The 18,316-nt window shown below is 70.3% G+C and carries 17 protein-coding genes; 10 read left to right on the top strand and 7 right to left on the bottom strand.

Annotation, left to right across the window (positions count from 1 at the left end; translation table 11 throughout):
- Positions 1-25: 25 nt before the first annotated feature.
- Positions 26-451, bottom strand: a complete 426-nt coding sequence (locus tag PKF00_RS22125) for a hypothetical protein (RefSeq protein ID WP_271219506.1) — start codon at positions 449-451, stop codon at positions 26-28.
- A gap of 653 nt (positions 452-1,104) precedes the next feature.
- On the opposite strand from PKF00_RS22125, the gene PKF00_RS22120 reads away from it, so the two are divergent.
- Positions 1,105-1,449 carry a MerR family transcriptional regulator gene (locus PKF00_RS22120; protein WP_271219505.1) on the top strand — a complete coding sequence of 115 codons (345 nt, stop codon included), beginning with the start codon at positions 1,105-1,107 and terminating at the stop codon, positions 1,447-1,449.
- A 120-nt stretch (positions 1,450-1,569) separates the two neighbouring features.
- On the opposite strand, the gene PKF00_RS22115 is transcribed toward PKF00_RS22120, so the two are convergent.
- The 4 genes from PKF00_RS22115 to PKF00_RS22100 all read right to left on the bottom strand — a co-directional run bounded on the left by PKF00_RS22115 (position 1,570) and on the right by PKF00_RS22100 (position 4,478).
- On the bottom strand, positions 1,570-2,571 hold the full coding sequence (locus tag PKF00_RS22115; protein WP_271219504.1) for a TIGR04500 family putative peptide maturation system protein: 1,002 nt from the start codon (positions 2,569-2,571) through the stop codon (positions 1,570-1,572).
- Positions 2,571-3,533 carry an MvdC/MvdD family ATP grasp protein gene (locus PKF00_RS22110; protein WP_271219503.1) on the bottom strand — a complete coding sequence of 321 codons (963 nt, stop codon included), beginning with the start codon at positions 3,531-3,533 and terminating at the stop codon, positions 2,571-2,573. Before PKF00_RS22110 ends, PKF00_RS22115 begins: the two co-directional genes overlap by 1 nt.
- Before the next feature lie 48 nt (positions 3,534-3,581).
- Positions 3,582-3,731: a hypothetical protein gene (locus tag PKF00_RS22105; RefSeq protein WP_271219502.1), complete on the bottom strand. Its 150-nt coding sequence runs from the start codon at positions 3,729-3,731 to the stop codon at positions 3,582-3,584.
- 240 nt (positions 3,732-3,971) lie between these two features.
- Positions 3,972-4,478, bottom strand: coding sequence for a DinB family protein (locus PKF00_RS22100; RefSeq protein WP_271219501.1), 507 nt, complete (start codon positions 4,476-4,478; stop codon positions 3,972-3,974).
- A gap of 337 nt (positions 4,479-4,815) precedes the next feature.
- Here PKF00_RS22100 and PKF00_RS22095 point away from each other — a divergent pair, with 337 nt between their 5' ends.
- The 7 genes from PKF00_RS22095 (at position 4,816) to PKF00_RS22065 (ending at position 13,839) form a co-directional block, all read left to right on the top strand.
- Entirely contained in the window at positions 4,816-5,544 is a 729-nt protein-coding gene (locus PKF00_RS22095) for a Crp/Fnr family transcriptional regulator (RefSeq protein WP_271219500.1), read from the top strand.
- Positions 5,545-5,754: 210 nt separating this feature from the next.
- A complete protein-coding gene (locus PKF00_RS22090; RefSeq protein WP_271219499.1) occupies positions 5,755-6,525 on the top strand; it encodes a hypothetical protein in 771 nt (256 codons plus the stop codon).
- Positions 6,522-8,864 carry a hypothetical protein gene (locus tag PKF00_RS22085; RefSeq protein ID WP_271219498.1) on the top strand — a complete coding sequence of 781 codons (2,343 nt, stop codon included), beginning with the start codon at positions 6,522-6,524 and terminating at the stop codon, positions 8,862-8,864. Before PKF00_RS22090 ends, PKF00_RS22085 begins: the two co-directional genes overlap by 4 nt.
- The gene (locus PKF00_RS22080; protein WP_271219497.1) at positions 8,861-9,889 is read left to right on the top strand and encodes a hypothetical protein; all 1,029 of its coding nucleotides are present in this window, start codon (positions 8,861-8,863) and stop codon (positions 9,887-9,889) included. The genes PKF00_RS22085 and PKF00_RS22080 overlap by 4 nt, the downstream gene beginning before the upstream one ends.
- Positions 9,879-11,141 (top strand): OmpA family protein, encoded by a 1,263-nt coding sequence (locus PKF00_RS44515; RefSeq protein WP_309298427.1) that lies wholly within the window; start codon positions 9,879-9,881, stop codon positions 11,139-11,141. The genes PKF00_RS22080 and PKF00_RS44515 overlap by 11 nt, the downstream gene beginning before the upstream one ends.
- On the top strand, positions 11,138-12,676 hold the full coding sequence (locus PKF00_RS22070; RefSeq protein ID WP_271219496.1) for a hypothetical protein: 1,539 nt from the start codon (positions 11,138-11,140) through the stop codon (positions 12,674-12,676). Before PKF00_RS44515 ends, PKF00_RS22070 begins: the two co-directional genes overlap by 4 nt.
- Positions 12,673-13,839, top strand: a complete 1,167-nt coding sequence (locus tag PKF00_RS22065) for a hypothetical protein (RefSeq protein WP_271219495.1) — start codon at positions 12,673-12,675, stop codon at positions 13,837-13,839. Before PKF00_RS22070 ends, PKF00_RS22065 begins: the two co-directional genes overlap by 4 nt.
- On the opposite strand, the gene PKF00_RS22060 is transcribed toward PKF00_RS22065, so the two are convergent.
- A complete protein-coding gene (locus PKF00_RS22060) occupies positions 13,732-14,322 on the bottom strand; it encodes a Pycsar system effector family protein (protein WP_271219494.1) in 591 nt (196 codons plus the stop codon). The genes PKF00_RS22065 and PKF00_RS22060 overlap by 108 nt on opposite strands.
- Positions 14,323-14,574: 252 nt before the next feature.
- Here PKF00_RS22060 and PKF00_RS22055 point away from each other — a divergent pair, with 252 nt between their 5' ends.
- Complete coding sequence (locus PKF00_RS22055; protein WP_271219493.1) at positions 14,575-15,513, top strand: hypothetical protein; 939 nt, start codon at positions 14,575-14,577, stop codon at positions 15,511-15,513.
- On the top strand, positions 15,513-16,871 hold the full coding sequence (locus PKF00_RS22050) for a TolB family protein (RefSeq protein ID WP_271219492.1): 1,359 nt from the start codon (positions 15,513-15,515) through the stop codon (positions 16,869-16,871). Before PKF00_RS22055 ends, PKF00_RS22050 begins: the two co-directional genes overlap by 1 nt.
- A 100-nt stretch (positions 16,872-16,971) precedes the next feature.
- Here the strand turns inward: PKF00_RS22050 and PKF00_RS22045 are convergent, their stop codons facing one another.
- On the bottom strand, positions 16,972-17,910 hold the full coding sequence (locus PKF00_RS22045) for a lytic transglycosylase domain-containing protein (RefSeq protein ID WP_271219491.1): 939 nt from the start codon (positions 17,908-17,910) through the stop codon (positions 16,972-16,974).
- Positions 17,911-18,316: the final 406 nt, after the last annotated feature.

The following is an 18,316-nucleotide window of genomic DNA, read 5'->3' as shown; positions in this document are numbered from 1 at the left end:
GAGGGGAGACGCCGAGGCCGGGTGCTCAGGGCCCTCGACGGTGCAGCCACACATCCGTCTGGCGGGCCGTGCCGCCGGTCCGGGCCCTGGGCGTCGCCCTGGTCTCGGTCACGGTGAAGTCGGTGACCACGTGCCGGTTGTGCAGGAGGAACCCGACCAGGCCCGCGACGGCCTGTACTCCGTCGCGGGCACGCGTCTCTCCGCTCAGGAGGTAGACCAGCGGCGCGGACGGCTGGTCGAGCGCGAAGCGCCGGCTGTGGTTGTGGGCGTCCTGCAGGGTTCTGATGGGGATCGGCCGCTCGCTGGTGAACCACGCGAGGGCGTCCCAGAACGGCAGTGCGAGGCCCGGGTCGACCGACTCCTCGTAACAGTTCGCACAACCTCGGCGGGCGTCCTGCCCGTGCGGGCACGCCCATGAGGCGGCGTCGTGCGGCATGCTGCGCTGAGACATGAGCTGACCGTATCCGTCCACTGTCCTGTCGCCGAGACTCCCTGGCGGGTGGTTGACATTCCCTGGAAATGAAACGCCAATCAAATCAGGACAAAGTTCCCTTTGGGTGCGCCGTCGAGTCGGGCAGGCGGCTCCGGGCCTTGAGGGGCGCGGCCGCCTGGGTTGGGGCGATCCGGCGGCCGGCCCAAATCTGTCGTGGCGACAGTAGACATTCGACTATGGCGTAAGTAGCCTTTGTAGTGCCACAGGCGGAGAAAACCGCATGTGGCAGATGCCGAACTGGTCATGTGAAGTCCGACCGAGGATCGGCGGGTGCGCGGGACCTGCGAGGAGGCGGGCATCCTCCGCACCGGCGCGAGCGACCCCAAGGCGCTTGTGACAGCACGAAGGACCAACGAAGAGCCATCCAGAGGAAAGGGGAGTTGGACGCCACGATGATCGCCCGCCGCGGTTCGGTTTCGCTGCGCGGGTACCGCAGCTCCACGGATTGGAAGGTGGTCTCCGGTTACTCATACGCGATTCCCGCACACCCAGTCTTTCCCGTGGGTGTGTGCGGCGAAGGAAAACCGGCAAAATAGCCGGTAGATGGTGTTGAACTCTTCGGGCCCCGGTGCTTTCGCGCCGGGGCCCTGGCACGCGTCACGGAAGGTGCGATGGAACCAGCCCGATCAGCGCTGTCCGACAAGTTCGACGACGACGACTATCCCGCCTACAGCATGGGGCGGGCGGCGGAGATCCTCGGCGTCACTCCGGCGTTCCTGCGCAGCCTGGGGGCCGCCAAGCTGATCGAACCGCTCCGTTCCTCGGGTGGCCATCGCAGATACTCCCGTTACCAGCTCCGCCTCGCCGCCCGCGCCCGTCAGCTGGTGGACCAGGGCACCCCGCTTGAGGCGGCCTGCCGCATCATCGTCCTGGAGGACCAGCTGGACGAGGCGTTGCGCCTGAACGCCGAGCTACGGCGGCGCGCCGAGTCCGCCCAGCAGCCGCCGGGCCCCTGACCGCCCTGCCCCTTCGCCCGCCCGGTCCCTTCGCCCGCTCTGCGCCCCTGACCTCCCCGTGTTCCGGGCTCGTGTTCCATGCCGCGTGTTCCGGGAGCGCGGGGGCGGGAGAGCCGGGCTTCAGGCGCCGGTCCGCTCGGCGGTGCCCCAGAACCACTCGACCTTCGCCGTGCTCCTGCGCCGCTCGACCCACTCGGCGAAGATCCTTCGCTCGGCCAGGTCGCGGACGGTGTCGTCGAGGACGGCGGGCTCGACCGCCAGCACCTTGATCATCAGGTCGCCCCGCTCGGTCGGGAAGGGGCCGACGACCGTCCCCGGCTCGGCCGAGAACACCGCGTCGGCCGTCTCCGGGCCGAGCTCCTGCCTGCGCAGGGTGGCGAACACCTCGCCCGGCACGGCCGCGCCGTCCGCGAACGCCCGCTCCACGCCTTCGAGGAACCCGGCGGGATCCGCCGAGGACAGGACGGCCCCGGGGACGAGGACGACCTTCGCGACGCGGGCCACGTCGAGGTCGCGGCCGTGCTCGGCGAACCAGTCCTCGACACTCTCCGCGGCGATCCGCGAGCGGAGCCGCGCGATCGACGCCTCGACCGAGACCAGCTCCTCGAGCTCGTGGTGGGAGATGCGGTTGCGCTCCATCCAGGCCCTGGTCTCCGCGCCGGTCAGCAGCCCGCGCGCCCTGCGGAAGGCGTTCATCGCCTCCTGCAGCTCGGCGTCGGTCAGCGGCTCCCACGCCTCCTCCATCGCCTCGCGCACCAGGCTGTCGGTCACGAGGCGGTCGGCCAGCCTGCTCTCGTCCCAGATGAAGTCCAGGCAGGCGACAGCCCTGGCCACCGGGGTCTCGACGCCGTTGACCCGGAGCAGCAGGTGCTCGCCGGCCCGGTGCACGCCGCGCAGCGGCCAGGGCAACTCCCGCTCGGGACACCACGACAGGGAGATCGTGGCGCCGTCGCCCTTCTTGATGAGCAGGGCGTGCTGAATCGAGCCGTCGTACTCCTCACGCTGCCGGACCAGCCGTACCCGCACGCCGGGGTGCTCCGCCCTGAAGGCGGCCAGGTCCCGCTCGGGGGAGCCGCCGCTGAGCACGCCGAGCGCCTCCGCCAGCATCCGCTCGTCCGCCATCACTTCACTCCGCTCATGAGCAGGTCGCGGACGGCCGCGCCGATGGGCAGCCCGGTCGCGGCCTCGATCCACAGGAACTGGCCGTTCGGGTTTATCTCAAGGAAGACGTGGCGTCCCTCCGGCGTGACGATCAGGTCGATCGCGCCGTAGGTCAGCCCGAGCCGCTCGACCAGCGCCACGCACCGCGCGGAGACCTCCGCGGGCAGCTCGTGCGGCTTGATGGGGGTGGCGCCCGGGTCGTAGTGCCGCCAGTCGTGACGCGTGTGGTTGCTCACCTGGGAGTGGATCTCGGCGGCGAAGACCTCCCGTCCGACCACGGTCGCCCGCACCTCGACCCGCTTGGGCACGTAGGCCTGGACGATGACCGGGCACAGCCGCAGCGCGTCCGCGTGCGCCAGGTCCATGGGGGAGACGGGCGCCGCGAACCGGCCGAACCGCTCTCCGCCCGCCTCCAGCTGGTTGCCGTGCACGGGCTTGGTGATCACACGCCCCTCGTGACGGTCGTAGAAGTCGAGAAAGCTCTCCGGGTCGGTCGTGATCAGCGTCGCGGGAAGCTCGAAGCCCAGGCGGCGAGCCTGTTCGAGCTGGTACGGCTTGCGCGCCGCGCGGTCGATGACCGGCCTGGACGCGGGGACCGTCAGGCAGTCGAGGCTGTCCCACAGGCTCTCCGCGACGACGAGGCACTCCTGTTCGACGTGGGCGCGGGCGGTGACCCGCGGGTCGGCGACCGGAGGCAGCGGCCTGCGGTACCAGAGCGCGGTCAGCTCGTCCAGCACGACCTCGCGGCCGTCGGCGACGAGCGTCCTGCGGGTCGAGCCGTCCCCCGAGTGGCCGATCTCCAGGGTGGCGGCGGTCGGGTAGGAGGCGGGGTCGAAGACGGCGACGTCGGCGTCCGAGGCCGTGAGCATGTCGACCACCCGGTCGGCGTGCTCGTCTCCGTCAGAGGTCAGAACGAGAATCATCGCTGCGGCTCCCGGGCGGGGGCGCGGTGTCCGCGCCCCCGCGGCGCGTCAGTTGCTGTCGCCGGAGGTGTGCGTGTGGCCGCCGTGGATCACGATGACCTGGCTCCGCACGCCACCGTTGACCTGGAGGAGCTGGCCCTCGTCGAGCTCGGGGCCGAGCGCCGCGATGTCGTCGAGCGTGGTACGCGACTTGCCCATGCGTATCCCTGCCTTTCTGCTGGACGGATCACCCGGTGCGATCCGTTCACCGAGAAGGCTAGGCAGGCGTGCCACGGCGGGACGTCCGTCACGAGGGTGATCGTCACTCCCTCTGCCAGCGGACCCGGGCGGGCCCCCAGGGCGAGGCCGGCGCCGCCGTACGGAGGTTCCGCGCTGGTCGGCACCCTCATCCGCGCTCCGCGCGACCGGCCTCTCGCGAGGAACGCCGTCCGGTCCGTCTCAGGCGCCCACGGTGCCGTCGATTCCCTCGCGCAGGAAGTCGGCGTGCCCGTTGTGTCGGGCGTACTCGTGGATCAGGTGCAACATCACCATCCGAAGTGACACGTCCTCGCCCCACCTGGGCTGATGACCCGTCACGTCGAGCGACTCCGCCGCCTCCTCGATCCGGCGCGAGTGCCCGATCTCCGTCTGCCAGGCGTCGAACGCCTCCGGCCCCGTGGCCGCGCTCGTGTCGTAGGCCACCTGGTAGTCGCCCTCGTCCGACCACACGAGCGGGATGTCCTCCCCGTCGATCGTCCGGCGGAACCAGGCGCGCTCCACCTCGGCCATATGGCGCACCAGGCCGAGCAGCGACAGCGCGGAGGGCGGCATCGACCGGCGGCGCAGGTCCTCGTCGGAGAGACCGTCGCACTTCATGGCGAGCGTCGCGCGGTGGTAGTCGAGGTGGGCGCGCAGCATCTCGCGCTCACCCGCGATCAGGGGCGGGCCGATCCGTTCGACGGTCATCGCTGACTCCTTCTCATGATTTCCCATGATTTCCCACGTGACGTCGGAGATCCGCCGTGCGACGACCCGCGGGTGACTTTCATGTCTCGGTTGAGGGGATAACCAGATTCATAGCTGGTTTCGTCCGGCGAAAATTGATTCGGGCCGTCGACATCTGCTATTTCGGTACGCGCAGATATGGAATAGTGAGCCTATCTATCTCAATTTGAGACGTGTGAAGTCCCGGTGATTCCCATAACATGCCGCACATACGGTCACCGTAATGGCCTCACTCCGATGCCGAGCGTGAAGTTTGTCCACGTTCGGCATGGTCACCATAGCGATGCGGCGGAGACAGATGGCGACACACCCATCATCCGAGTCACACGGCCGACAAGATCGGTTCCTCAACAGACCCTGGCCCCCCGCCAGCCTTCTCGGGAGCATCCCCTTCGAGGACCGGCGCGCCCTGCTGAACCTCGGCGCGCTGCGCCAGTACGGCGCGGGCGAGTCCCTGCTCGTCGAAGGCGACACCTCGACGTTCGTTCTGCTTCTGCTCGACGGCTGCGTGAAGATCACCGCCGTGACCGAGAACGGGCGGACCGCCCTTTTGGCCATTCGTGTCGGCGGCGACGTGATCGGTGAGCTGGCCGCGATGGACCAGGCGCCGCGCATCGCGACGGCGACCGCGGTCGGCGCCGTGGTCGCCAACCGGATCGGCGCCGCGGACCTCCGGGAGTTCCTCACCGGGCATCCCGCCACCGCCATCGCCCTGGGGAGCGTGGTGGCCGCCAAGCTCAGATGGGCGACCAGGCGGCGCGTCGACTTCGGCGGTCACGAGGTCAAGGGACGCCTGGCCAGGGTGCTCATCGAACTGCTCGGCTCCTACGGGAAGGAGACCCGCGAGGGGTTCGAGATCACCGTCTCGCTGACCCAGCCGGAACTGGCGGGAATCATCGGGGCCTCCGAGCCGGCGGTGCACCGCGCGCTCGCCGATCTCCGCCACCAGGGCGTCGTCATGACGCGCTACCGCAAACTGCTGATCCTCGACCTGGACGCTCTCACCGCGCTGGCCGGAGCCGACTGATCCACCCGTCCTCCAGCACGAGACTCGTCTCGAATCCGCCGGATCCCATCGTGCGATGACGTCCCGCCGCACCGCCGCGACCTACTCTGCGATTCACCGACTTTTTGCCGACTTTCGCCTCAACCGAAACTCCAGTGCACATCTGGAGAATCGCACCTCGAAGAAGCGCCGAAGAAACGTCGAAGAAGGGAGGGACCGGTGGAGGAGAGGATGCAGGCCATCCGGAGGGTGTGCGTCGCCGTCGATCTCGAGAGATACAGCTCCCGCATCGCCGTCGAGCAGCACAGGGCACAGCACGAACTCAGGGAGATCCTCGACAACCTGTCGGCGGACCTGGGCAGGGAGAGGTGGCTCACCCAGGACCAGGGCGACGGAGAGCTGGCGCTGCTGCCGCCCGGGATCAACGAGTCGCACTTCGTGCCCACGCTCGTCCGGTCACTGGGCGCGGCCCTGCACAGGATCAACCGGCCCCTGGCCGACGACGCCCGGCTGCGGATGCGGGTCGCCATCCACGAGGGGCTCACACTGGTCGCGGGCAAGGGCTTCGCCGGAAGCGCCGTGGTGACCGTCTGCAGGCTGAGGGACGCGCCCCCGCTCAGGAAGGCGCTCGACGACGACCCCGACGCCCTGCTCGCGCTCGTCGTCTCCCAGCGGATCTACGAGGACGTGATCGTGGAGCACGACCTCTACGACCTGCCCGCCGACGTCTTCCGGCGGGTGTCCGTGGAGATCCCCCAGAAGGGATTCGCGGCCGAGGCCTGGATCACCGTCCCGTGCCGCAGGGAACGCCGGGCGGGAAAAGGCACGGACTCCCCGGGAAGACGGGACGAGCCCGCGCCCGCGGAGAACGGGTCCGCGCCCAAGCAGACGGAGGGGGGCGTCGTGATGCACGTCGGCGGCGACTGGCACGGGCGGGACGTGGTCGGCCGTGACGCCTACAACCTCCACGACCCCGGACGGTGGGACGGGGGCGGCAGGTGAGCAAGGAGAACGGACCTCCCCCCGAGCCGCCCCCCGCGGAGCCGCCGACGCAGCCGCCCGAGCCGGACGCGACGGCGTCCCCGTCCGCGACCCCCGGGACACCCGCGGCCCTCGCGCCCGCCGAGCAGCCGGTACCGCGGCTGCCCGGCCTCCGTTCCGCCCCCTCGCCCGCCGGGCCGCCCGCCATCAACCGCCCGCCCGTGCTGAAGGCGGCGCGCGCCGAACAGCCGCCCCCCGGCATGCCGCCCCAGCGGCAGTCCCCTTCGGGCAAGGAGCAGAAAGAACGCGGCCAGAAACGGCGCGAGGCCCCCAGGACCTCCACCGAGGAGGAGGAGTCCCTGCACGACCGCGCGGTGGAGGACATCGCCCGCCGGATGCGCGCCAACAAGTGGTACGGGCGGGACTGGGTCGGCCGCGACGTCTACAACATCAGCTACTTCGCCTCCGGCGGCGTCTCGGCCCGGCGTGAGGCGCACGTCAGCGGCTCACTCGGAGCGGACAAGATCGACGACTGCGTCCGGGTCCACGTGCCGTCCGACTCCGACGAAAGGGTTCGCCTGCTGCTCACGGGGCACGGCAGGCTGGTCTTCCTCAACGGTCGCGAGCGCACCGGTCGCAGGTCGTCGGCCGTGGTCGCGCTCCACCACGGACCGGGGACGGTCAACGTCGTCGACGGCGCGGGCGGGCTGACCGCGGTCATCGAGGGGCTGATCCAGGACGGCGGGCATCTGGTCGACGCCACGGACGCGCAGTGGCCGTACGACCTGAGCGAGGCGCAGCTCGCCCACCTGGTCAAACGCCTGGAGGAGAAACAGGCCTTCCTGGTGGTCCTCGTCAGGCAGCAGAGCGCCGAGCACTGGGTGCGCGACTGTCTGGTCCAGCACGTTCCGCCGGACCCCGTCACCGTGGTGCGCCACCATGTGGCGGCCCTGCTGTTCGAGCCGGGAACGCGTGTCGCCGAGGCGTCCCTCGCCCTGGCCGACCGGCTCATCTCCGAGACACTGGAGGGCAGCGCCGAGGCGGCGGCCTGGCACAGGGAACTGGTCGACGACAGGACGGTCGCGCCGTCGACCGCGGCCCGGCTGGCTCAGACGATCTGCGACTGGCACCAGCTCGGCAAGACCGAGGACCTCGACCGGCTGATCCTCCAACGCCGGGCGGCGCACCTGATCGAACAGGCCAGGAAGCTGCTGGCCGTCCCGAACGAGGCGGGCTCGCCGGTCCACCAGGCGTACGTGCTGGCCACCGCCGTCCTCGACCGGATGCCGATGACGCACGTCGTCGCCGCCGCGCGGCGTCTGGCCGACCTGCTGCTGAAGGTCGAGCGGCCGGTCGGGAACGCGGGCCGCAGAGTCTTCGCCGAACCGCTGCCGCACCGGTTGCAACACGTGAAGCTCGTCACCGGCTCCGAGTCGAAGGTGTACGTGCACATGCCGGAGCCGCGCCTCGCGCGCGAACTGCTCTGGGTGGCCTGGACGGACTACGACCACGCGCGCGCCCCGCTCATCAAGTGGCTCGTCGAGCTGTGCGAGAACCCCGGAAGCGAGGTCGTCCAGGTGCGCTACGCGCAGTCACTGGCCGTCATCGCGGCCGACGACTTCGACGTGATCAGGGAACAGGTCATCGAGCCCTGGGGAAAGTCGGAGAACCCGGACGTCCATCGGGCCGCCGCCTGGCTTCTCGAGGCCCTGGTCATCTCCTGGCAGGAGGGACGCGCCCACGAGAACAGGGTGAAGCAGGTCCGGGCCCTGCTGCGCAGGTGGGCGAGGTCCACCGAGCTGGGAAAGCAGGCCGTGGCCATCCGCTCGTACGGCACCCACATCGCCACCGCCTTCCCCGAGGAGGCGATCAGGGGCGTCCGGATCGGAGCCGCCGACCCCCGGCAGAACTTCGCGAGCCTGGTCGAACGCGCGCTGACGGAGATGTACCTCCAGGGACTGCACGGAAAGGTGCTGGAGGAGATCACCAACTGGACGGTCCTCGCTCCGATGCGCCGCCGGGCCGCCCGCACCTGGGTGAGGCTGGCCCGGCTGCGCGCCACCCCCGCCGAGAGGACGTCCGCCGTCTTCGACATCCAGTGGCGTCAGGCGCACGAGCCCGGCCTCCTCGACGCCGAGATGCTGGCGCTCCTGTGGGCCATGGCCTGCACCGAGCGCGACTCCCTGAAGGTGGCGTGGCAGCTGCTCAGCAGGTGGGAGCTGAGCAGCCGTAGGAACGCCGACCTGAGGCCCGGATTCGAGGACCTCCTGAAGCGCCTGGCGGAGTTCGAGCCGCTCCGCGGACGCCTCGGCGTCTACCGACAGATGTGGACCAGAAGGTGGAGAAAGGAGACGACATGAGCACCGAACGGCCGAAGAGGAGGCGACGCGGGGACACCACCTCCCCCTCCGGGTGGGACTCCTCCGACCCGGGAACCACTTCCTGGTGGCGCAAGCCCTTCACGAAGGCGTGGTGGAGCGCCCAGTGGGAAGGCGCGAGGCGTCTCCTCAACCTCGGCGACGACTTTCCCTCGATGCCGCCCCGCAGCGAGCTCTCCCGGGTGGTGGTCAAGAAGTCACGGCAGGAGTTCACCTTCACGACCCCCGCCATGGGCGACGCCTTCCCGTTCACGGTGCGCGTGCGATGCGACTGGCACACGGACGCGACCGCGGACAGGAAGGCGATGGCCGACAGGACGCGGGAGATCGAGAAGAGCATCAAGGAGCTCAGCGCCGAGGCGCAGGACATGATCGAACGGCGCGTCCGCCCGATCGGCCGCAGGTATCCCCCCTACCGCGCGGCCGAGGTCGAGGAGGCCATCGGGCGCGAGCTGGTGAACTGCATGAACGACGGCGACGTGAAGTGCGCGATCCGCGTCTGGGTCGACGTGTGCGAGCCCGTGCGGAAGGACCTGCAGGAGCTCTGGCACGAGCGGCTCCTGCTGGACAACTACGGCGACATCCGGGAGGTCTACGTCGAGCAGATCCGCACCCTCAGGGACCGGTGGCAGGAGACCCTGCTGGAGTCGCTGCGCGGCGTGGGAGACGTCGAGACGGAGAAGGCGACCTGGATCGCCCCGTACGCGATGGCCCTCGCCGAGGACGCGGAGATCAGCGGAGCCGCGACGCTCGAGGTGATGCTCCAGGAGCGCGTCACGGAGACGAACCAGCTCTTCAAGAACCTCAGCGACCTTGTGATCGAACGGCGTCGGCTCGACGAGTTCGACTTCATCGTCCAGAGCGACTCGGCGCTCCACGCGCTGCTGCGCCACCTGGGAGTGCCGGTTCCCAAGCCGCTCGACGTCGGGACGGTGACCGAGTCCGACGACGACCGGCCAGACGACGAGTCCGACGGCGACCCCACGGAGGACGACTATGCGCTCTAGGACTTCGGCGGCGCTCGCGGCGCTGGCGCTCGCCTGCCTGCCCGTGAGCGCGTGCACCGTGACGGCTCCCGCCCAGAAGGGCGCGGGACAGGAGCGGTGCGCCTGGCTGAACCGCCCGAAGCGAGGCGACGCGGCCAGGCAGGTCACCTCGCAGACCGTCTTCCTCGTGGACGTCTCCGCCTCCGCGTCGCCCGCCCGGGGCGTCACAGGCCGCATGGCCGACGTGACGTCACTGGTGGCCGACGCCATCGGGCCCGAGTTCACCGCCGACGGCGAACGGCTCGTCTCCATCGGGACGTTCGACGGGGCCTCACCCAAGACGGGGTGGCAGGCGGTCGACGCCGCCCTGCCGTACGCCTCCGGAGGCGACGCCCGGCGCGCCGCGCAGGAGGAGTCCGTGGTCGACTGCGTGGCGGCCGCCGTCAGCGCCACCTGGAGGAGCACCCCCATGGCCGAGGGCACGGACGTGCTGGGCGCGCTGGCCCAGGGCGGCGAGATCCTCGCGCGGGCCGCCGTGCCGCACCGGCGGCTGGTCGTCATCACCGACGGGCTGTCCAACTCCGGCTGCCTCGACCTGCGGAAGATCCTCAAGGAGGGCAACGAGCCAGGCGCCGCCCTGCGGGCGTGCGGGAACGCCAAGGGCCTGAACAGCCTGGAGGGAGTGCGGGTCAGCCTGTACGGCATCGGCATGCAGGCCTCAGGCAGGCCGCTGGCGAGCGAACACGCGGAATGGCTCAAAGGGTTCTGGCGTGACGTCTGCGCCTCCCTGCGCACCGAGAACGCCTCCACCTGCGTCCAACCGCCGGGCAAGACCTCCGACGTGACCGGCGAGATCGACCGCGTCGACGATCCCGACGTCGTCTTCCCCGAGATCAGTACCAAGGGCGACCGGCTGGAGATCCCCTCGGAACTGCTGTTCGCCACCGGCTCCGCGGCACTCGGCGACCGGGCGCGGGCGGTCCTCGACCAGATCGCCGCCGTCACCAGGCGGGCGAAACGCTCCGTCGCCCGTGTGATCGGGCACACGGACTCCCGTGCCTCGGCCGCCTACAACAAGAGCCTGTCGGAGCGCCGGGCGCGGGCCGTACTGGACTATCTGGTCACCAAAGGCGTGGCGGACGCGGAGACCGAGTCCGTCGGACTCGGCGAGACCCGGCTCAAGTGCGCCGACGAGTTCCCCGGCGGCACGCCCGACGACCGATGCCTGCAGGCCAACCGGCGGGTCGAGATCGTCTACGGGAAGCAGACATGAGCGACGAGACGACCATCGTGAACGGCGAAGTGGTCCCCAGGTCCGGGATCACCCCCGACGCCGTCATCCTGCCGTGCCACCACGGCTGCACCTGCGGACTGCACCAGCAGGTGGTGTACGGGAGCCTGCTGGACAGACGCCCGCCCCACGTGCTGGACAACGGTGAGATGACGCACCTCACCGAGGCGAGCGAGAGCGCGACGCGGCGGCTCAACGACTACCACGGATATCTCAGCCGCCAGCGCGGGGCGGTGGAGCAGCGAAAGGCGAACGCCGAGAACGCGCTGAGGACGTTCAAGGTCTTCCTCGACGGCGGCATGGTGTTCCGGGCCAGGCAGGCCCTCATCGAGGCGGACCGGGCGCTCGCCTCGGCGGCGTTCCACGAGCGTGGCCCGGCCCCCCGGTGGCTGCGCCTGCTGACGCTGGCCACGATCGTCTTCGTGGCGATCTTCGACGCGTACTTCTTCCAGCGGGTCTTTCTCGACCTGCTCAACATCGAGCTGCACGCGCCACTGCTGGAGCGCAGCGTCGGACTGGTCGCCGCCGTCGTCCTGGCCGTCAGCCTGGTCACCGCGGGCCGGATCCTCGCCGACCCGATCGCACGGCTGACCAACGCCCGGCGGCGTCCCGCGTCCGCCGACGAGCGTCCCAGGGTCCTGCGCACCCTCGGCAGAGCCCTGGCACTCCTGGCCTTCCCTCTGCTGATCTTCGCTGTCTACGCCCTGTGGGCGTACATCAGGGGACAGCTCGCGGCCGACGAGGCCGGAGGGATCGTCTCCGTGCCGCCGGACTGGGCGGTCCTGCTGTTGATCATGGTGTTGGCGGCGACGGTGGTCGTCCTCGAGGCGCTGATCCACCGTCCGCACCACGAGAACATGCGCGGAGCCGAGCGCGCCTTCGAACGGGCCGCGGCCAGGGCCACGGCGCTCAGCGGCGACGTGGAGAAGGCGGTGTCGGCCTACGAGCACACATGGCGCGACCTGCGCTCATGCCATGACGAGGTCGCCAGCGTGATCAGGGCCGAACTGGCCAAGCCGTGGTACGACGTGATCCTTCCCGCCAGGCTCCGGCACGGGAAGGCCGGACCCGAGCCGCCGAAACCGCTCACCCAAGGCGACATCGCGACGACGCCGACCGCGGAGTGGCTCGCCGCGGCCGGCCTGCCGTACCAGATCTTCGAGGGCGTCCACCAGCCCCAACCCGGTCGCGGACCGCTCGCGGAGACCGTGCGCACGCTCGTCGAACTCGATCCCGTGACCACCCGTGAGAAGTTCGCCGACCTGGTGAGAAGGCTGGAGGCACAGCTCAGCTGGACGAGGAGTTCCCCGGAGGGTTCTCCCGAGTCTTCGGAGGGTCTTGCGGGGGGTTCTCCGGAGGGTTTCCCAGAGTCCTCTGAGGGCTTTCCGGAGGGTTTCCCGGAGTCCCCGGAGGGTCTTGCGAGGAGTTTCCCAGGGAGTCTCCCCGAGTCCCCGGAGGCGTCCCCGGAGGCATCCCTCGAGGCGTCCCCCGAGGCTTCTCCCGAGGAGGACAGGTGACCGCTCGCGAACCGTCGGCGGCGCCGCGGGCGGGCGTCCCACACGGTCGCTGGCGGCTGGTCAAGGAAGGCGAGAGGCTGGCCGAGGACTTCGACGCGGCGTCGAGGGCCCTGGACGACTTCGGGACGGCGTGCGAGGAGGCGGCGCGGCCGGTCAGGAGACCAGGTCTGCACCGCAGAGCGGAGACCTGGCAGTACGCGCTCCTCGCGACCCTCCTGGCCGCTCTGCTCACCTGGGAGTCCCTGAGGATTCTCGCGGAGGTGACTCCGGCCGCCCTGGCCGCCCTCTGCGGCGCGCTGCTCGCTCTCACGCTCATCTCCTCCGCCTCGTGGGCGGGCGGAGGTCACAGCCTGCTGTGGGCGAAGGTCCAAAGGAGCGGCCGCCCGTCGCGGGGTGAGCGTTCCGCCGCACCCGCCTCCTCCTCGCTCGCCTCCGCCTCACCTGCCTCCGCCTCACTCGCCTCCGTTTCACGGGCCGGACGGAGAGGCTCCACCGGGGTCATGCCCGCGGACGTGATGTTCTTCGCCTGCTCGGCCGCGTGCGCCGGGTGGACGGCGCTCTGGCTGAACGCGGAAGGGTTGTCCGGTCCGGTGGCGGCGTGCGGCGTGGTTCTGACACTCGTCGTCCTGGCGGTGTTCTTCCTGAGCCGGATGCGGTTCGGCGAGCTCATCCGGGCGGAGGTCCCGTCCGCGCCCACCGCACGGCCGCTCCGGCAGGTGCGGGCCGACCGCGAAAGGGCTCGGCGACGGCTGCGCCGCCACCGGAGGCGGTGGAGCGCCATCGCGCACGAATGCGCGCTGCAGGCGGGTGCGGACGACCAGGCCGTCGTCGCCGGTCTGATCGGCGCGCGCGACGAGGAGGCGCTGGTCCCGCGGGCCGACCTCCACGGTCCCTACGCCGTGATCCTGTGGAGCCTCATCCGCTGTCACCCTCTACGACTGGACAGCCGGTTCGCGGCGCTGTGCGAGCGGTCGCACGCACCGGACGGGCCGAGCCGGGACCCGAACAGACGGACCAGGGAGGCTCAGGGCTCGGACGGACAGTGGGGCGGCGGCTCAGACGAGCAGCGGGGCCAGGACGACGGCGGACGCGCAGCAGAGGATGGCGGCGAGCAGCAGAAGCATCCCCCGGCGGATGTGCCGGTACTTGACGTCCACGATTGAGGCGAGATGCTCCACCTGACTCACGACCAGCTCGATCCGTACGCGAGCGTCGCGGCCGAGCTTCGCCCGGCCCAGCTCCGCCTTGACCGCCGAGGCGAAGTCACCGAGGAAGACTCCTCGACGGCGGACGATCCGCGCCGCTCCGCGGCTCGACCTGGGGTAGATCGCGAAGCCGAGCGACAGGACGCCCAGCGCGCAGAGGACGATGCCGACCCACCACAGCCACTGCACCGAGCCCGGCAGCCGGGTGGGCGACCACTGGCCGCCGAGCAGACCCGCGATCAGGGCGCCGACGCCGACGCCCGAGGCCGCCAGGAGGGCGGCCGCCTTCTGGTCGGCGCGGCCGATCTCGTTTCTGGCATCGGTGAGCACGGCCACGATGTAGACCATCACCGCCTCGTCGGTGAGGTGACCGGACTCGGAGGGCGTCTTGTCGTCCGCGGCCCCTTTGCCGAGCAGGGCGTCGAGCACGAATCTCAGCACACCCACATTATGTCTAATCCAGGCCGTCGCTTTCAGTATGGAAAAAGGACGCGGTGAAAAATCCCGTTCCCCGGCAAGGAGAAGTCTCGGCCTGACAGGTATGACTCACGCTTTGACCTGGACGATCGCCGCCGAGGCCCGGCCGCCTTCCCCGGGAGGGCCCGAGAAACTCCGCCTTCAATTCGAGGGCGGCTCGGAGGTCGCGAAAATGGCCTTGTCGGCGGTTCGCGAGCAGGGATATGTTCTCGGTTCGTGGCACATTCGTGGGCAAAGCTCGCGCGCTGGAGAATCGCCAGAAGATGGGGCGCCGTCGCACTGCTTCTGTGTGCTCTGATCGCCTGCCAGGGGGCGACCGGCCTCACCTTCCAGGCGATCACGTACGGCGAGCCGTCGTCGCCCGAGTGCGCAGACTCGATGCTCGGCCTCTTCGCCCCCGAACCCGAACCCGCCTACGAAGAGGTTGTGGTCACGTGCGCGGGCTGGACGCTGCACGTGCCGTTCGGCGTGGACGTCACGTTGCGAACGGCTGTGAGCGTCATCCGGACCCCCTCACCAGGCGGGCGGCAGGTGATCCCCATCGACATCAGCCCCGACGGTCACCGTGTCGCCTACCTGGACGTCAGGCAACTCCGATACCTCGCCACGGACCTTCGCGGCGGCTCCGCGCGCCCGATCACCCCCGTGCTGACGGCCGAGGAGCTGGTCGGGATCACCAGCGTGGTCAGCTCCGCCGACGGCCGTCACTTCGCCGTGTCCACCAGGGCGAACCGCCGCACCTTCGTCACCGACTTCGAGACGGGGCGAACCAGAACGTTGGACCGGGTGTGCTTCGTGTACGGGCTCGACGATGACAGGCTGGTGGGGAACGCTGCCTGCAACGGTGACGCCGACAAGGCGGTCTCCATCCGCTCCGACGGCGCCGCGACCCCCTTCCGCCCGCCGACGGCGGTACGCGACCTCTCACCGGACCTGCGCCGGTACATCGGCTTCGACGGCTTCTCGATCTTCGACACGTCCACCGGACGCCTGGTGAAACGCCTTCCGGCCGGGCTCGAGCCTCTCATGTGGGCAGACAGCGACACCCTGGTGGCACGGGACGACGACGTCGTCGCCGTCGACGCCACGACAGGCGAACAGACCCCGACCGGCATCCCCTACTCCTCGACCGTCGTCTTTGGAAAGGTCCGCTGATGTCCGAATGGGACGAGCGGATCCGCCGTACCGCGTCGCTGCTCGGCGGGCCGACCGAATACGCCGACCGCATGGCGGACAGGGCGAACATCCGCCACAGCGAGGACGGGTTCTTCACGCTCTACCGGTCTTTCCTCAGCCGCCTTCGCCGCTGGCCGAACCCCGCCTGGGGAGACGGCCTGTCCCGGACGCAGCGGGCCGTACTGGTCGCGTTGCACCACGACGGACGGACCGAGCAGGAGACCGCCTACCTGTGCGGACGAAGCAGGAAGTCCGTACGACGCGCGGAGAGGCAGGGGCTGCTCACACTGGGCACGGACGCCGCGAGCCTGGCCGCCGAACTCCAGGCCATGACCGGGGACCTGCCGGAACCCCGCGAACGCAAGCCCGGCGGCAGGTGGGGACCGGTATTCGTCTGCCTCGCACTCGCCGTCCTGCTCACCCTCCTCGTCGTCTCACTCATGTCTCCCGGCTCACCGTTGTCCTTCAGTTCGCCGTCCGAGTCTTGGCCCGCCCTGGCGCGGATCCCCTTCTCCGAGCGCGCGACTCCGCTGCGCCTTCCCACGCGGGCCGCGGTCCGGCACGCCTTCCTCGACGAGCGGGGAGACACAAGCGTCGTCCCCGCGGCTTTTCCCGAGGGGAGCGTCTGGGTGGCGGTCACCGAGACCGGCGAGCGGCTGCTCGTCGAGGACGCCGAGGAGGATCTCGCGATCAGCCCGGATGGCCACCGGCTGGCCTACCGGAGCCGGAAGCGCGACAAGATCGTCATCGTCGACCTCCCGTCGGGGAGGACCACCGTGGTGACGGGACGCGAAGGCGGCTTCGCCTTCTCCCCGGACGGCAGGCGGCTCGCCGTCGACACCTATGACGCCGACCTCAACGATTTCCTCTATGTATGGGACGGCGCCCTCCGGCGGGTTCCCGCCGACAGCTTTCTCAGATCGTTGTCCGGATGGTCGACGACCACGGAAAGTCTCCTGTTCACCGGCCCCTCCCATGCCGCGGCGGTCGGTCTCAACGGCAGGGAACGGTTTGTGTTCGAAGCCGAGGACGACGAGTTCGACGTGGAGATCTCCCCCGACGGGAGGACGGCGCTGGAGGTCGACGACAAAAGGAACGGCTTCATCCGGCACGGTGAGCGCACCGGACGACGCGACATGGCCCTGCCCGCCACAGCGAAGTTCGACAGCTTCGAGGGGTGGGCGAGCGCGGACGAGTTCGTGATCCGCACGATCGGCTACGGGCCCAGCGACTACTACCGCGTCAACGTGGACACGGGAGCCGCCACTCCGGTCGCCGCGGACATTCCCTATGGCACGCGCCTGGTGAGTTTCCCCGCGCCTGGCCGTACGGGCTGAAGGACCGCTCCCCAGGCGTCAGCCGACCCGTACGCGTCCCGCGTCTCGCGTGCTGCGTGCCGCGTGCCGCGTGCCGGAAAGGGTGGCGTCGATCTCGAGGTCAGGGGCCGGTGAGGCGGCGGTCGCCGCGGGTGGTGACCACGAAGACCTGCCAGTTGTAGTAGGCGTAGTAGTTTCTGATGTCCTTCTTGATCTGGCCCGCGTGCAGCAGCACCGCGTCGACGTACGCCTGGGAGTGGTTGTAGGCGTACAGCGCGCGCCGGTAGTCACGCGGCGCCCCCGACGCGTGCAGGTAGTTCGCCGCGGCGAGCAGGGCGTCCCGGGTGTCCTGGATGTCACCGCCCATGCCGTAGGCGGCCCAGGTTCCCGGCATGAACTGCATGGGCCCCTTCGCGCCCACGTAGCTCGGCGACCTCACCCGGCCGAACTTGGTCTCGACGAACATCACCGCGGCCAGCACCTCCCAGTCGACGCCGAACCGGCGCTCGGCGTGCCGGAAGTGACCGAGCAGGACATCCGCGGGCTCGGGCGGCTGGACGCGGAACTTCGCCGGTTTGCTGACCGGATGGACGAGGGAGAGCAGGTTCCTGGCGGCTGTCACGTTGTCCTTCGCCTGCCCGGCCAGGGCCTTCGGCAGCTTGGCGTAGGTGCGGGAGGCGACCTTCGGGTTGCGGGCGAGGTAGCGGTAAACGCGCTGCTGGTGCAGGGCCAGCAGCACCACCGCCTCGGGCGGCTGCCCCTTGGCGGGGTCTCCCTCGCGTCTCCAGTCGTCCACGGCGCGCCGGAGCTCCGTGACGGTGCCGGACAGGGAACGGGCCAGCTGCGCCGGGTCCTTGGGGATCGCCTCGTCCGGAGCGGGCAGGGCCGGGGCCTGACGCGGGGGTTCCTTCTCCTCCGCCTTCTCCTTCGCCGACGGTGTCGCCGACTGCGCGGGAGCCGACTGTGTCACCGTCCGCGCGGGGGCGACCGGCGAGGCGGCCCCCTGCGAGGGGGCACAGCCGGAGATCGCCACAGTCAGGCCGACGAGCGAGGCGACCACCGGCCTCCCACGCCACCCGCCCACGCGTGTGCTCGTCCCCACGTCCGTGCCCGCCGTCCTGCCCGAGGCGTCCGGTCGCCCGGGCGCCGTCTCCTTGCTCGTCCCGCGGCCACACTCCGTCCGTGCGAACCCCGCGCGCTGATCCCTCACCGGCCCCAACGTACCCCGAGCGACGACCTCCGAGGCCGTTTCCCCCGGGGACACGGCAGCTGAGGAGACAGCTCGCCGTACTCGGTGGCTCGTCGGACCAGGACGGGAGGCGGCGGTGCGGGCCGTGGCCTGCGCCGACAACCGTGGCGATCAGGAGCTGCGGCTCAGCGAGTGGGGGCGGCGGCCGCCGGGCCGAACCTGAAGCGTCGTCTCATGACTCCATGGCGGCGCGGTGGACGACCGGCATGCTTCACCC

Source organism: Streptosporangium carneum, assembly GCF_027922005.1.
Lineage (GTDB): Bacteria > Actinomycetota > Actinomycetes > Streptosporangiales > Streptosporangiaceae > Streptosporangium > Streptosporangium carneum.
Note: the sequence above shows the minus strand (reverse complement) of the source record. Positions and strands in the feature narration are given on the sequence as shown.

Coding starts and splice junctions, on each gene's coding strand:
- PKF00_RS22080 (WP_271219497.1), top strand. CDS start 8,861: ATGAGCACCGAACGGCCGAAGAGGAGGCGACGCGGGGACACCACCTCC.
- PKF00_RS22070 (WP_271219496.1), top strand. CDS start 11,138: ATGAGCGACGAGACGACCATCGTGAACGGCGAAGTGGTCCCCAGGTCC.
- PKF00_RS22115 (WP_271219504.1), bottom strand. CDS start 2,571: ATGGCGGACGAGCGGATGCTGGCGGAGGCGCTCGGCGTGCTCAGCGGC.
- PKF00_RS22125 (WP_271219506.1), bottom strand. CDS start 451: ATGTCTCAGCGCAGCATGCCGCACGACGCCGCCTCATGGGCGTGCCCG.
- PKF00_RS22095 (WP_271219500.1), top strand. CDS start 4,816: ATGGCGACACACCCATCATCCGAGTCACACGGCCGACAAGATCGGTTC.
- PKF00_RS22100 (WP_271219501.1), bottom strand. CDS start 4,478: ATGACCGTCGAACGGATCGGCCCGCCCCTGATCGCGGGTGAGCGCGAG.
- PKF00_RS22110 (WP_271219503.1), bottom strand. CDS start 3,533: ATGATTCTCGTTCTGACCTCTGACGGAGACGAGCACGCCGACCGGGTG.
- PKF00_RS22120 (WP_271219505.1), top strand. CDS start 1,105: ATGGAACCAGCCCGATCAGCGCTGTCCGACAAGTTCGACGACGACGAC.
- PKF00_RS22090 (WP_271219499.1), top strand. CDS start 5,755: ATGCAGGCCATCCGGAGGGTGTGCGTCGCCGTCGATCTCGAGAGATAC.
- PKF00_RS44515 (WP_309298427.1), top strand. CDS start 9,879: ATGCGCTCTAGGACTTCGGCGGCGCTCGCGGCGCTGGCGCTCGCCTGC.
- PKF00_RS22050 (WP_271219492.1), top strand. CDS start 15,513: ATGTCCGAATGGGACGAGCGGATCCGCCGTACCGCGTCGCTGCTCGGC.
- PKF00_RS22105 (WP_271219502.1), bottom strand. CDS start 3,731: ATGGGCAAGTCGCGTACCACGCTCGACGACATCGCGGCGCTCGGCCCC.